General features: G+C 50.4%; 13 protein-coding genes and 1 riboswitch. Of the genes, 1 reads left to right on the top strand and 12 read right to left on the bottom strand.

The window, feature by feature from the left end; all coding sequences use genetic code 11:
- Positions 1 to 87: 87 nt before the first annotated feature.
- The 11 genes from fmt to ACOBQJ_RS05680 all read right to left on the bottom strand — a co-directional run bounded on the left by fmt (position 88) and on the right by ACOBQJ_RS05680 (position 9778).
- Positions 88 to 1026 (bottom strand): methionyl-tRNA formyltransferase, encoded by a 939-nt coding sequence (gene fmt / locus ACOBQJ_RS05730; RefSeq protein WP_421070770.1) that lies wholly within the window; start codon positions 1024 to 1026, stop codon positions 88 to 90.
- Between the two features lie 6 nt (positions 1027 to 1032).
- Positions 1033 to 1500: a peptide deformylase gene (gene def / locus ACOBQJ_RS05725; RefSeq protein WP_421070769.1), complete on the bottom strand. Its 468-nt coding sequence runs from the start codon at positions 1498 to 1500 to the stop codon at positions 1033 to 1035.
- A gap of 15 nt (positions 1501 to 1515) precedes the next feature.
- Complete coding sequence (gene priA, locus ACOBQJ_RS05720) at positions 1516 to 3759, bottom strand: replication restart helicase PriA (protein ID WP_421070768.1); 2244 nt, start codon at positions 3757 to 3759, stop codon at positions 1516 to 1518.
- A 54-nt stretch (positions 3760 to 3813) separates the two neighbouring features.
- Complete coding sequence (coaBC, locus tag ACOBQJ_RS05715; protein ID WP_421070767.1) at positions 3814 to 5013, bottom strand: bifunctional phosphopantothenoylcysteine decarboxylase/phosphopantothenate--cysteine ligase CoaBC; 1200 nt, start codon at positions 5011 to 5013, stop codon at positions 3814 to 3816.
- Positions 5014 to 5091: 78 nt separating this feature from the next.
- Complete coding sequence (rpoZ, locus tag ACOBQJ_RS05710; protein ID WP_421070766.1) at positions 5092 to 5298, bottom strand: DNA-directed RNA polymerase subunit omega; 207 nt, start codon at positions 5296 to 5298, stop codon at positions 5092 to 5094.
- 37 nt (positions 5299 to 5335) lie between these two features.
- Positions 5336 to 5944 (bottom strand): guanylate kinase, encoded by a 609-nt coding sequence (gene gmk / locus ACOBQJ_RS05705; RefSeq protein WP_421070765.1) that lies wholly within the window; start codon positions 5942 to 5944, stop codon positions 5336 to 5338.
- A 10-nt stretch (positions 5945 to 5954) separates the two neighbouring features.
- A complete protein-coding gene (gene remA, locus ACOBQJ_RS05700) occupies positions 5955 to 6230 on the bottom strand; it encodes an extracellular matrix/biofilm regulator RemA (protein ID WP_421070764.1) in 276 nt (91 codons plus the stop codon).
- A gap of 23 nt (positions 6231 to 6253) precedes the next feature.
- Positions 6254 to 7132, bottom strand: coding sequence for a YicC/YloC family endoribonuclease (locus ACOBQJ_RS05695; protein WP_421070763.1), 879 nt, complete (start codon positions 7130 to 7132; stop codon positions 6254 to 6256).
- A gap of 125 nt (positions 7133 to 7257) precedes the next feature.
- Positions 7258 to 8451, bottom strand: a complete 1194-nt coding sequence (locus tag ACOBQJ_RS05690) for a pyridoxal phosphate-dependent aminotransferase (RefSeq protein ID WP_421070762.1) — start codon at positions 8449 to 8451, stop codon at positions 7258 to 7260.
- 425 nt (positions 8452 to 8876) lie between these two features.
- A complete protein-coding gene (locus ACOBQJ_RS05685) occupies positions 8877 to 9491 on the bottom strand; it encodes a GyrI-like domain-containing protein (protein WP_421070761.1) in 615 nt (204 codons plus the stop codon).
- Positions 9492 to 9520: 29 nt separating this feature from the next.
- Entirely contained in the window at positions 9521 to 9778 is a 258-nt protein-coding gene (locus ACOBQJ_RS05680; protein ID WP_421070760.1) for a hypothetical protein, read from the bottom strand.
- A gap of 192 nt (positions 9779 to 9970) precedes the next feature.
- On the opposite strand from ACOBQJ_RS05680, the gene fbp reads away from it, so the two are divergent.
- Positions 9971 to 11071, top strand: coding sequence for a fructose-1,6-bisphosphate aldolase/phosphatase (fbp, locus tag ACOBQJ_RS05675; RefSeq protein ID WP_421070759.1), 1101 nt, complete (start codon positions 9971 to 9973; stop codon positions 11069 to 11071).
- A gap of 314 nt (positions 11072 to 11385) precedes the next feature.
- Here fbp and cobT read toward each other — a convergent pair whose 3' ends face one another.
- Positions 11386 to 12453, bottom strand: coding sequence for a nicotinate-nucleotide--dimethylbenzimidazole phosphoribosyltransferase (gene cobT, locus ACOBQJ_RS05670; RefSeq protein WP_421070758.1), 1068 nt, complete (start codon positions 12451 to 12453; stop codon positions 11386 to 11388).
- Between the two features lie 100 nt (positions 12454 to 12553).
- A riboswitch (cobalamin riboswitch) is annotated at positions 12554 to 12735 on the bottom strand.
- Positions 12736 to 12793: the final 58 nt, after the last annotated feature.

The following is a 12793-nucleotide window of genomic DNA, read 5'->3' as shown; positions in this document are numbered from 1 at the left end:
AAAAACGTCATGTATATTATTCACTAAAATGTCAGACCATTATTCCCTGGTTAAACAACTTGCCGCCGCCGTAGTATATAAATCAGGTTACATAGGTCCACCCAGGGCCGTGCCCGCAGGTACCGGAGTCCCCCTTAAAAAGTCAGCCGCACCCAGGCGCTTTGACCCCTGCAGCTGGAGCTCCGTGATCTTAAGCCGGCCTGTCCCGGCCCTGACCAAAATCCCGTCAGTGCCGGACGATATAACCTGGCCGGGCCATGAGGCACTCCCGTCTTCCTCCAGGGCGGCTGCGCGCCAGATCTTAAGCACCTTGCCGTGCATAGTCGTGCGCGCTCCAGGCCACGGGTTCATTCCCCTGACCTGGTTGTAAATATCACGTGCCGGCCTGTCCCACAATATCCGCTCGTCTTCCGCAGTCAACATGGGAGCGTAGGAAGACTCGCCGGCCTGGGCCGTCCTGGGAGCCTGGCCGCTTTTGATCAGGCTTAAAGTTTTAATCAGCAGGCTTGCTCCCAGAGAGGCTATCCGGTCATGGAGATCTCCAACGTTATCTTCCTCATGAATCGGGACTGCCTCGCGCAGGATCATATCGCCTGTATCAAGCCCTTCGTCCATATACATGGTGGTAATCCCTGTAACCTTTTCCCCGTTGATAACCGCCCGGTGGATGGGAGCGGCGCCGCGGTATTTCGGCAGCAGCGACGCGTGGACGTTGATACAGCCGTACTGCGGCAGTACCAGGATATCCCGCGGCAGGATGCGCCCGAAAGCCACCACCACGATAACCTCAGGATTCAAACCCTTTAACAGGCTTATAAAGTCAGGGTCTTTTATCTTCAAAGGTTGAAAAACCGGTATGTTTAAGGTCCTTGCAGTTTCCTTCACCGGCGGCGGCGTTTCTTTTTTTCCTCTGCCCCTGGGCCGGTCCGGCTGTGTAACCACCGCCGCGACGTCATATTTAGCCTCTGCTAAAGCCTTGAGCGACGGTACGGCGAAGTCCGGCGTTCCCATAAATACTACCCGCATCGTCGCCTATACTTCCTTCTGCTTCAGTTTTCTAATATTTGCAGCCCGGTCAATATATAAAATACCGTCAAGGTGATCTATTTCATGCTGCATGGCTCTGGCCAGCATACCTTTAGCCGTTACACTTTTCTCTTTACCGTGCCGGTCCAGGTACTTGACTTTTACTGTTGCCGCCCGGGTAACATCTCCAACTATACCGGGAATGCTCAGGCATCCCTCGATGTCGGTCTCCTGGCCGGATGAACTGATAATCTGCGGATTGACCAGCTCATAAAGCCCTTCACCGATATCCACCACCACTACCCGTTTGGAAACCCCTATCTGCGGGGCGGCCAGACCCGCCCCCTTGGCGTTGTAAAGGGTGTCTGCCAAATTATCCAGCAGTTTGATTATATTTGAACTGATGCTTTTCACCGGTTTGGCTTTTTCTTTAAGGATTTCGTCTCCAATTTCCACTATTTTATATACCGCCAAAAGAATTCCCTCCTTCTATTGCATCCCCTGGGGGTTAATATCTATGTTTATCGCGGGTTTAAAGGATGGCCTGAGATTTTCCAGATCGTCCAGGCACTCCCTGATTATATCCTTTAATTCAGCGCGGCGCGGCCCTTTAATAACCAGCTGCCAGCGAAACCGCCCCTTGATCCTGCTCAGCGGTGCGGGCGCCGGACCCAGGACTTCAATAAAATTGTCGTGCCCGGACAGTTTTTTGTCAAGGATTTCTTTGACCAATAGCGCGCCTTTGCTGATCTCCCCCTCATCTCCATGGGTGAAAAGGATCCTGGCCAGGTAGCTGAACGGCGGGTACCCCAGTGATTTTCTTAAAGGAAGCTCATCACGGTAAAATCCCTCCACGTCATGCCTGGCCGCCGCCGCAATGCTGTAATGGTCCGGGCAGTAAGTCTGCACCAGCACTTCGCCTGGCAGCTTACCACGGCCACTCCTGCCGGCTACCTGGGTTAAAAGCTGAAAAGTACGCTCCGCCGCCCTGAAATCCGGCATAAACAAGGTGGTGTCGGCGTTAACCACGCCAACCAGAGTTACTTTTGGCAGGTCCAGGCCTTTGGCAATCATCTGGGTGCCGATCAGAATATCTGCCTGACCCTGCCTGAAAGCACCCAGTATCTTTTCGTGCGAACCCCTTTGGGCCGTTGAGTCGCTGTCCATGCGCAGTATGCGCGCTCCCGTAAAGATTTTTGCCGCCTCATCCTCAACCTTTTGTGTGCCGGCGCCAAAATGGCGGATATACCCGCTGCCGCAGCCGGGGCAGACGGCAGGCAGCCCGGTGTTGTAGTTGCAGTAATGGCACCTGAGCACCCCGTCCAGGTGATATGTAAGAGAGATGTCGCAGCGGCCGCATTTTAAAACATGGCCGCATTCCCTGCAGACAACAAAAGTGGCGTACCCCCGCCTGTTTAAAAAGAGGATGGTCTGCTCTCCCTTCCGCAGCCTGTCGAAGACGGCTGCGACAAGCGGGCGGCTGAAAATGCCGCGGTTCCCGTCCTTTATTTCCTGTCTCAGGTCAACTACTGTTACATGGGGAAGCGGTTTTTTATCTATTCTGTGCGGAAGCTTTATTAGTCTATACGGGCCGCCGCGGCCCGACCTGTACCATGACTCCAGGGAAGGGGTGGCGCTTCCCAGCACCACCGCCGCGCCGGACAGCTGAGCCCTTTTAATGGCGATCTCCCTGGCGTGATAACGGAGGTGGTCGTCCTGCTTGTATGACGGCTCGTGTTCTTCGTCCAGGATAAAAAGCCCCGGCCTGGGCAGAGGGGCAAAAACAGCGGAGCGCGTGCCCAGGACCACAGGGGCTTTGCCTTCCTTTACCCTGCGCCACTCGTCATATCTTTCCCTTCCCGCGAGACCGCTATGTAGTACCGCCACCAGGGAGCCGAACCGCTCCCGGAACAGCCCGATCATCTGTGGAGTGAGTGATATTTCAGGGACCATGGTTACCGCCTGACGGCCTGCCGCCAGGGCTGAGGCAATGGCGCCCAGGTAAACCTCGGTCTTGCCGCTGCCGGTAACTCCGTACAGGAGGAAAGCGCCAAATTTGCCCCCGGTCAGGGCCTTAGATATCTCTTCAACAGCTTTTTCCTGATCGGGGTTTAACCGCGTTAGACAATCACCGGTAAACCCTGCCGTTATTTCATCCTTATAATATGACGACGCTACTTTCTCGGCTTCAAGCAGCCCGGCTTTAACCAGGGTGTCAACAGTCGCAGGCGAGGTCTGAGCGGCCGCGGCCAGTTCCTTCCTGGTAAGGCGCGGGTTGAGCAGGGCCTCCCTGAGCACGGAGGCCTGTTTCGGCGCGTGTTTCAGCCCGCTTAAAACCTCATCCGTTTTATCTGCCGGGAAGGCCGGCCTAAGCAGTTTTACCTCACGTATTGCTTTTACACCCAACCGTGGCGCGATAATCCGGCTGAATGCCTCCGCGGTGCTGCAGAGGTAACTGTCCGCCATCCAGCGAGCAATCTCAAGCAAATCCTCTGTCAGCACCGGCTCCTCATCGAGGATGCCTGCTATCTCCCTGACTTTTACGTCTCTTTCGGGATACCCGAACCCTACCACATAGCCGGCTAACCTCCTGCCTCCAAATGGAACCAGCACTCTTGAGCCCGGTTTAACCTTATCTTTTAATTCTGCCGGGACAGCGTAATGGAACACCCGGTCTACGCCGCGCGCGCTTATATCTACAATTATCTCGGCAAACTGGCCGGTATCACTCATAATACCCTCCCGGTGAAACTAAAATCCCGGTTTCCGGGATTTTTAGCTGCGCTCTTATTTACGTTTCTGGCTGACAGCCAGCGCCTCGTCCAGGATCCGGTTGGCCAGGACCGTTTTATCCATCAGCGGCATTGGTTTCACATCACCGCCCGGGTATACGAATTTCACTATGTTAGTATCTGATCCGAACCCCGCCCCGGCCTGGGTAATGTCATTCGCCACCAGAAAGTCCAGGTTCTTTGACTCCACCTTCAGCAGCGAGTTTTTCTCCAGGTCCGTGGTTTCGGCGGCAAACCCCACCAGGACCTGTTTATTCTTAATTTTGCCCATTTCCGCCAGGATGTCGTAATTCCTGACCAACTCAAGAGTCAGCGGCCCGCCGCGCTTTTTAATTTTCTGGCTGGAGACTTCTTTTGGCCTGTAGTCAGCCACAGCGGCCGTTTTAACCACAACATCGGCAGCGGGGTAATGTTCCATTACTGCTTCATACATCTGCAAAGCGCTTTCCACGCTGATAAAATTCACGCCGCCCGGCGGCTTGAGAGCAGTGGGGCCGCTGACCAGCAGCGTTTTTGCTCCCCTCCCGGCTGCCGCTTTGGCCACCGCGTAACCCATTTTACCGGTGCTGCGGTTGGTGATATAACGGACGGGGTCAATCGGCTCAACCGTAGGGCCCGCTGTCACCATAACAGTTAAGCCTTCCATATCTTTGCTGTAGCAAAGCAGGCTCTCTATCTTTTCCATAATTTGATCTAAATCAGCCAGCCTGCCCCGGCCCTCTACGCCGCAGGCCAGGCGTCCCGTGCCAGGGTCGACAAATTCATAGCCAAGTTCACGCAGGCTTGATATATTGCGCTGGACCACCGCGTTATTATACATGTTGACGTTCATAGCCGGGCAGAAAAGTACCGGGCATGATGCCGCCATAATCACAGTGGAGAGGAGGTCGTCCGCGATGCCGTTAGCCACCTTGCCTAATATATTGGCGGTGGCCGGGGCAACAACAAGCAGTTCCGGGCGGGTAGCCAGTTCGATATGCTGTACGGCGCCGCGCATCTCATCAAAAAGGTCTGTGCGCACGGAATTACCCGACAACACCTGGAAAGTAAGCGGCTTAACAAACTCCTGGGCGGACCTGGTCATAATAACATTGACCTCGGCCCCGCCGGCCTTCAGGCTGCTGACCAATTGGGCAGCCTTAAAAACTGCTATGCCGCCGGTAATACCGACGGTAATAATTTTTCCAGCCAGCATGGTCTTCCCCCTGGTGAATCTATTGTCGGCTGTGAATAATAATCTTTGAAACCGGCAAACAGCCCGACGAAGAAAATCCTACTTTATACCTATCCTGGTTCTCTTATAGCTGATTTTGTCCCGGGCAATTTCCATTAAGGCAGAAATAACAGGCTTTCTCATATTCCCGTCAGCCCTGCTGGCGCCCTTCTCCGTCAGCACCCTGGCCCGCTTGGCCGCAACCACTACCAGGGTATACCTGCTGTCAACTTTTTCCATAAGTTCATCTAGAGACAGTTGGATCATAACCACCCTCCGGCTCTATACTTTTTGCTGTTTAAGTTTAAATAAAACTTTTTAAAAATGATTCAAAATAACGGGGTCTGGATTTTTCAGCGGTAATGATCGACTTTATCTTTTCCGCAACCCGTGCAACCTCATCGTTTATTAATATGTAGTCATAACGGTTTGCCAGATCCATCTCGCCGGCCGTACACCGCAGGCGTTTTTCAATTACCTCCCTGCTGTCTGCGCCGCGGGAGTACAATCGCTTTTCAAGTTCAAACCTGGATGGCGGAGCAATAAAAATCAGCACTGCCTCAGGATACTTTTCTTTTACCTGCAGGGCGCCCTGGATATCTATTTCCAATATGATGTCGCGTCCTTCTGACAGCCCGTCATTTACAAAACGCAGAGGTGTCCCATAGTAATTGTCGTATACCTCCGCATATTCCAGAAGCTGCCCGTCTTTAAGCATATCTTGGAAAACTTCTTTATCTAAGAAAAAGTAATCCACGCCATCCGCCTCTCCCTGCCGGGGAGGTCTGGTGGTAGCCGATACGGACAGGCGCAGAGAAGGCTGGTTCTTAAGCAGCGCCCTGCAAACAGTCCCTTTTCCCGCTCCTGACGGTCCTGATAAGACCAGCAGCAAACCCTTTTTTTTCACTTTCATAACTCCACTTTTAATCAGCAGGTTCTTCTGTCTGAGGCGCTGCCTCTTTTGATACAAGACGGTTGGCCACGGTTTCAGGTTGTACCGCGGACAATATTACATGATCGCTGTCCGTAATTATAACAGCCCTGGTGCGCCGCCCGTATGTGGCGTCAATCAGCATGCCCCTGTCCCTGGCCTCTGTGATTATTCTTTTTATAGGGGCTGATTCCGGGCTTACTATGGAAATAATACGGTTGGCTGATACAATATTGCCGAAACCTATGTTGATTAATTTAATCTCCATTTTACTGCTCCTTTCTGTCTGTATCATTCAATATTCTGCACCTGTTCCCTGATTTTCTCAAGCTCACTTTTTACCTCGACAGCCCAGCGGCTTATCTCCAGATCGTTGGCCTTAGAGGCAATGGTGTTTATCTCCCTGTTCATCTCCTGGACAATAAAGTCAAGCTTCCTTCCTACGGACTCATCCGACTGAAGACAGGAACGGGCCTGTTTAAGGTGGCTTTCCAACCGCACTGTTTCCTCGGTTATGTTTGAGCGCTCAGCAAAAAGCGCTGCTTCAGCCGCCAGCCGTTCGGGCGCCAGCCCGCTGTCTTTCATAAAATCATTTAAACGGGCGCCCAGTCTCTCCCTGTATTCCACCACGACAACGGGAGACCTGTCTCTAATATTTGCATTAAGCGCGGAAATCCGCTCTACCCTGCTCACAAGGTCTGAAGCCAGCTGTCTGCCCTCTTCAGCCCTCATCCGGACCAGTCCATCCAAAGCGCTCTCCAGCGCCTCAAGGACTGCCGGCCACCATTCCTCGACATTCTCAGGCGGGTCTTCCAGCGCCAATACGCCAGGCAGGTCCACCAGGTTTTTTATCTTGATTTTACCGTCTATGCCAAGGCTTTCCTGCAGTTCTTTTATTGCCTTATAATACGCTCCGGCAAGTCCTTTGTCAACTTTTACGGCAGAGGTCTTTTCGTCGCTGTCCTTCATGTTTAAAAACCCGTCAACCCGCCCGCGGGCGATACGGGACTGGATCATTCGCCTTATTCGCTCCTCAAGGGGCGAGAGGTTCCGCGGCAGACGGAGCACCACTTCGTTATAGCGGTGGTTTACCGCTTTCAGCTCAATAGTAAAATTTTTTCCGTGTATGCCGGCCTCTCCCCAGCCGTAACCGGTCATGCTTTTTACCAAAACTTCACCACCCGTGTTAATATAACCATCCATAAGATTTCCTGATGCCATGACTAATATTTTATTTTTTAGCGCTAATTATTATTTTTTTGTGATATTGGGGTATTTATTTTTGATTATCGTCTTTATTTTAATTTTCCCAAAAGATCCGAGATGCGGTCAAGCCCCTCGTTAATCTTCTCCATTGAACAGACATAAGAAAGCCTGAAATAATCATCATTACCGAACGCCACCCCGGGAACAACGGCTACATGAGCTTCTTCCAACAGTACCGCGGCCAGGTCGGTGGCGCAGTTGATCTGTTTTCCCTGGTAAAATCGGCCAAAATAAGCGCTTACATTTGGAAAGGCATAAAAAGATCCGCCGGGTTTGATACAGGTTATCCCCGGTATGCCGGCCAGCCTTTCAAGCATAACGTTCCTGCGCCTAGAATATTCCACCATCATTTGCTTCAGCACGCATTTGTCGCCGTTTAAAGCCGCCACGCAGGCTTCCTGGGCAATTGATGTGGGATTGGATGTCGAGTGGCTCTGCAGGTTTGCCATTGCCTTGGCTACCGGGGTTTCGGCGGCAGCGTAGCCGATCCGCCATCCAGTCATGGAATAAGCCTTGGAAACACCGTTGATAACCACAGTGCGACCTTTTAATTCAGGTGACAGCGAGGCGATACTGACATGTTTCAACCCGTTGTATATAAAACATTCATATATTTCGTCGGATAATATTGAGAAATCATACTTTAATATAACGTCATGCAAAGACTTGAGGTCATCGCCAGTATAAACAACACCTGTAGGATTGCTGGGGCTGTTCAGGATTAAAAGCCTGGTGCGCGGGTTTATCGCTTTCTCCAGCTCAGCGGGAGTAAGCTTAAATCCGTTTTCTTCCCTGGTGTTAATAATCCTTGGTGTGGCTCCGGCCAGCTTGATCTGCTCCAAATAGCTCACCCAGTAAGGCGCCGGGAGGATTACCTCATCTCCCTCCTGCACAAGTACCTGCATGGCGTTATACAGGGAATGTTTGGCTCCCGCTGAAACCACAATTTGTTCCGGCTTATATTTCAGCCCCTGGTCAAATTCAAGCTTTCTGCATATAGCTTCTCTCAGCGGCAGGATCCCGGCCACCGGCGTATACTTGGTTTTGCCCGCCCAGATCGCGGCCACGGCGGCCTCTTTAATGTAGTCGGGAGTATCAAAGTCCGGTTCCCCCGCCCCGAAACTAATCACATCTACACCTCTGGCCAATAATGCTTTTGCTTCCGAGTCTATGGCCAGGGTTTGAGAAGGACTGATATTAAGCGCCCGGTTGGCTAATTTCATCTGAGACAAATACCTCCTTTGATTTGGAAAAACGCGGCTCCATTGACGGTCTTCCAGCATGGGCTGAATGACATTGTTTACCAGCCCATTTCAGCCATTAGCCGACTGCTCTGTTTTCTGCCATACGTGCCAGGCGCATTTAGCTTATAACAGACAATTTAATAATTCTCTATCCGTTTTTCCTTGATTATGTTTAAGACTCTTAAATCGACTCTGATTCAACAGTCAAAAACCAACTGGAAATAGAGTGCATAACAGCAGCCGTTTACCAGTATTATCAACAGCTGCTTATAATTCCACTACCTTCCTTTCTATAAGTAGATTATCTTTGGTATGCTAGTGAAATCTCTATCTTTTACATTTTATCACTGCACTGCAATCTTGCAACATTTTTCTTGTTATGTAAGCATTTTTTTGCACAGCATCTATTTCAACCTAATCGGCTGCCTGATCAGGGTCTTTATTTTTTCCGTTTTTACCCTGCGAGGGTCGCTCAGGTAAACCTCATGATGTTTTCCCGCAAATACGTAACCGTTTTCTAAAATAAAATTATGAAGTTTGGCCACGTCTGGACCCTCGGTATTATAGGGGCCAATGTGCATAATCTGGGCTGATAAACCTTCAGAATACCTTTCATATCTTATTTTTGAAAGCACGTGAATGTCTTTCTTTTTCCCTATTTCGCTGACCGCTTCATTAAAATATTCTTCAGTCACAAATTCCGGCTGCATGATCATCAGGGTCCATTTCCATTTGCCTTTATCCTCCGGATCGAATTCAGCCATGCTTTCGGTCCACCACAAACCTTCCAGGGGCATCACCACATAATTTGTCAGCCCCGCTTTTTTTACTCGAAATTTCAGGGCATATGAAACACCGTACAATACCTCTACCGCTTCCTGAAATTCCCGGGTTGTGTTAGGATTGCCCGCACCGTCCACCATTAGAAAATTCATTGGCGGAACATCAATTATCACCACGTCCGCTCCCGAAATATTGTATAGCTGTTTGAGTTCTTTTTTAAAGTCAACTGCCGGCACTGTCATCACCCCGAATAAGTTTTTATGATTTATTTAGTTGTTTTTCTGTTGAGAGCGTTATGAAGCTCGAGCAAAGGGGCGGACACATGAAGCAGTTCTTTTTCCACCGCCGCCAGATCGTTTTCCCTGACCGAGCCCAGAAGATGCCCCATATGCTCGCCTGCAATAAGTGCCCAGTCCAAAACCGTCCTCCTGTTATCCTGTTCCTCATTTCCGTGTTTTAAGCGGTTTATTTCAGCCTGCAAAAGTGTTTTTTTTAAAAAATCGCCCTCTCCGCTGAACCCCATCGCACAACCTCCTTTTGTCTGACGCCATATAATCTAACATAATGAATTATTAGTATAACCTATTTACATTTATTATGATAAATAGTATATAATATTTTCACTAATTATTGTATAATATTTTTAGAAAGCATAGAGGGTAACGGACGCATATTTATAGAGTATTATAGCAAATATTTTATTAGGAGGTAAATCATGGGCAAAAATATCACCTTAACAGTCATTAAAGCAGACGTGGGTGGATTTGTTGGCCATTCCAGCGTTCACCCGGAACTGCTGGAAACCGCCAGGGGGATACTGACCGGAAGCCCGCTTTTGATTGATTTTTGTGTAACTCATGTTGGAGACGATATAAACCTGATTATGACTCATGAGACAGGCAAGGACAACGGGGAAATCCATCAACTGGCGTGGGACACATTCGCATCATGCACCAGGATTGCTAAGAAGCTTAAATTATACGGGGCCGGGCAGGATTTGCTGTCAGACGCTTTTTCCGGCAACATCAAGGGGCTCGGGCCAGGCGTGGCAGAACTGGAATTTGAGGAACGCGGCAGTGAACCGGTTATAGTTTTTATGGCGGACAAAACAGAACCAGGCGCCTGGAACCTTCCTCTATACAAAATGTTTGCGGATCCATTCAATACAATAGGCCTGGTGATTGACCCCAAGATGCACAAAGGGTTCCTTTTTGAAGTATGTGACCTGATAGAGAATAAAAAAGTTACCTTCTCCTGCCCGGAAGAACTTTATGACATGCTGGTATTTATAGGCGCGCCGGGCCGCTATGTGATTAAATCAGTATTTCAAAAGGAAACCAAAGAAATAGTCGCAGCTTCCAGCACCCAAAAGCTGAACCTTATGGCCGGACGTTATGTGGGTAAGGATGACCCGGTCCTGCTGGTACGGTGCCAGAGCGGCTTTCCGGCTGTCGGTGAAGTACTGGAGCCCTTTGCCAATCCTCATCTTGTTTCAGGCTGGATGAGAGGCTCGCACACCGGCCCGCTGATGCCTGTTCCAGTCGTGAACTCCAACCCGACCCGTTTTGACGGGCCGCCTAGAGTAGTGGCCCTGGGCTTTCAGCTGTGTGAGGGCAGGCTGCTGGGGCCTCAGGACTTCTTCGCAGATCCATCATACGACCTGGCCAGGCAAAAGGCCAATGAGATTGCCAATTTCATCCGCAGCATGGGACCGTTCGAACCACACCGGCTGCACCTGGACGAAATGGAATACACCACACTGCCGGAGGTATCCAACCGCCTGAAAGACCGCTTTGAAAAAATGCGCCTTAGCTAATTGCTCAACAAGCCAGAGAGCTTTTCTCTGGCTTGTTTACAGATCGAAAACAATTTAACAGGATTAACATGATTTCAAAACTGATTAACAAGATTTTTATAATTTTAATATTAACGGCTTTTTACAAACTCCCAAGGTAAAAAGAATTTTTGAGTAAAATGATTTTTATCACTGTAATACATCTAATTATTTAAAAATATTTGTTTAAAATCTTGTTAATCTTAATAATCCTGTAAATCTTGTGATATATATTTTTAAATTCTTTAATCCTGTTAATCCTGTCTATTTGTTTTACATGGAGCAAAACAAGAATTTTAGCTCAATATTTTGTCCTCGTCCAGGTCGGAGACGCCGGCCTCGTCAAAGGAAGCCATTTCACGGATGATCTTGGCGGCAGCCTCGACCAGGTGCATGGTCAGGGCCGCTCCCGTACCTTCGCCCAGGCGCATATTCAAGTTAATCACCGGCGCCAGGCCCAACTCTTCCAGCATCAGTCGGTGGCCCTGTTCACCGGACAGGTGGGAGGCAATGATATAGTTGCGTGCTTTGGGCTGTATTTTACACGCTGCCAGGGCAGCCGCGGTGGTGATAAAACCGTCAATCAATACCGGCACACGCCTCGCCGCGGCTCCCAGTATAACTCCCGCCAGGCCGGCAATTTCAAGACCTCCTACCTTTGCCAGGACGTCTATGCCGTCCTCGCGATTAGGTTTGTTGATTTTCAGGGCGTGGTTAATCGCCCAGATCTTTACTTCCATCACCCGGTCGTTTACCAGGGTCCCCCGACCGGCGACTTCCTCCGCGGTATAACCGCCCAGAGCTGCTAAGATTGCGCTGCTGGGTGTTGTGTTGCCGATCCCCATATCACCCGTGGCCAGCAGGCTTGCTCCCCGGCCGATCTCCTCCTGCGCCACCTGGATACCCACTTCCAGCGCTTTAACCGCTTCTTCCCTTGACATGGCCGGGCCTTTCGCTATGTTACCGGCGCCGGCTTTCACCTTTTTCTGCAGCACACCGGGAAAATCAACGGTCGACGCTACACCCACATCAACTACGATGATCCTGGCGCCGGCATGTTTGGCGAGCACTCCGATCCCGGCCACTCCCTCAATAAAAGCAGGCAGCATCTGCGCGGTAACCTCCTGCGGCGCGACGCTCACACCTTCTTCCACCACACCGTGGTCGCCGGCCATTATTATTACAGCTTTTTCTCCGATTTGGGGGCGGGGATTGCGCGTTATTCCGGCCAGCTGTACCGCTATCTCCTCAAGTATGCCGAGGCTCCCCGGAGGCTTGATCAGGCTGTCCAGCCTTATTTGCGCCTTTTTCATCGCATCCCGGTCAAGATCACCAATTTCACTTAACGTCTTTTCAAGCAGCATCTTCATTCCCCTTCCATATTTCTAATTGAGATATAAAAAAAACCACAGCCTTTAAACAGGCCGTGGACTTTTCCATCATCCTCCGGGTCACCCTTACCTCGCGGGCATTTATCCAACAGGCAGGTCTCCTGGCTTCGTTCATCGTTCGCCGCGGCCTTCCCGTGACAGCTTACTCACAGTGGCATTACCGCGGCGGACTCCCGGTAACAGTGGCGGGACCGCTCAGGACTTTCACCTGATTCCCTATTCTCCCTTACGGGCACCTGTTGGTTCAAATATTATTTTATATATAATTCTTTAAGATGTATTACTTTCCTGCCGGATTGAAAATAAATCTTGA

The organism is Pelotomaculum propionicicum (genome assembly GCF_048984525.1).
GTDB classification, from domain to species: Bacteria; Bacillota; Desulfotomaculia; order Desulfotomaculales; family Pelotomaculaceae; genus Syntrophopropionicum; species Syntrophopropionicum propionicicum_A.
Note: the sequence above shows the minus strand (reverse complement) of the source record. Positions and strands in the feature narration are given on the sequence as shown.

Excerpts from the sequence above, each read along its gene's own strand:
- fbp (WP_421070759.1), top strand. The coding sequence starts at position 9,971 with ATGGGCAAAAATATCACCTTAACAGTCATTAAAGCAGACGTGGGTGGA.
- ACOBQJ_RS05690 (WP_421070762.1), bottom strand. The coding sequence starts at position 8,451 with ATGAAATTAGCCAACCGGGCGCTTAATATCAGTCCTTCTCAAACCCTG.
- cobT (WP_421070758.1), bottom strand. The coding sequence starts at position 12,453 with ATGCTGCTTGAAAAGACGTTAAGTGAAATTGGTGATCTTGACCGGGAT.
- remA (WP_421070764.1), bottom strand. The coding sequence starts at position 6,230 with ATGGAGATTAAATTAATCAACATAGGTTTCGGCAATATTGTATCAGCC.
- coaBC (WP_421070767.1), bottom strand. The coding sequence starts at position 5,013 with ATGCTGGCTGGAAAAATTATTACCGTCGGTATTACCGGCGGCATAGCA.
- ACOBQJ_RS05680 (WP_421070760.1), bottom strand. The coding sequence starts at position 9,778 with ATGGGGTTCAGCGGAGAGGGCGATTTTTTAAAAAAAACACTTTTGCAG.
- fmt (WP_421070770.1), bottom strand. The coding sequence starts at position 1,026 with ATGCGGGTAGTATTTATGGGAACGCCGGACTTCGCCGTACCGTCGCTC.
- rpoZ (WP_421070766.1), bottom strand. The coding sequence starts at position 5,298 with ATGATCCAACTGTCTCTAGATGAACTTATGGAAAAAGTTGACAGCAGG.
- gmk (WP_421070765.1), bottom strand. The coding sequence starts at position 5,944 with ATGAAAGTGAAAAAAAAGGGTTTGCTGCTGGTCTTATCAGGACCGTCA.
- priA (WP_421070768.1), bottom strand. The coding sequence starts at position 3,759 with ATGAGTGATACCGGCCAGTTTGCCGAGATAATTGTAGATATAAGCGCG.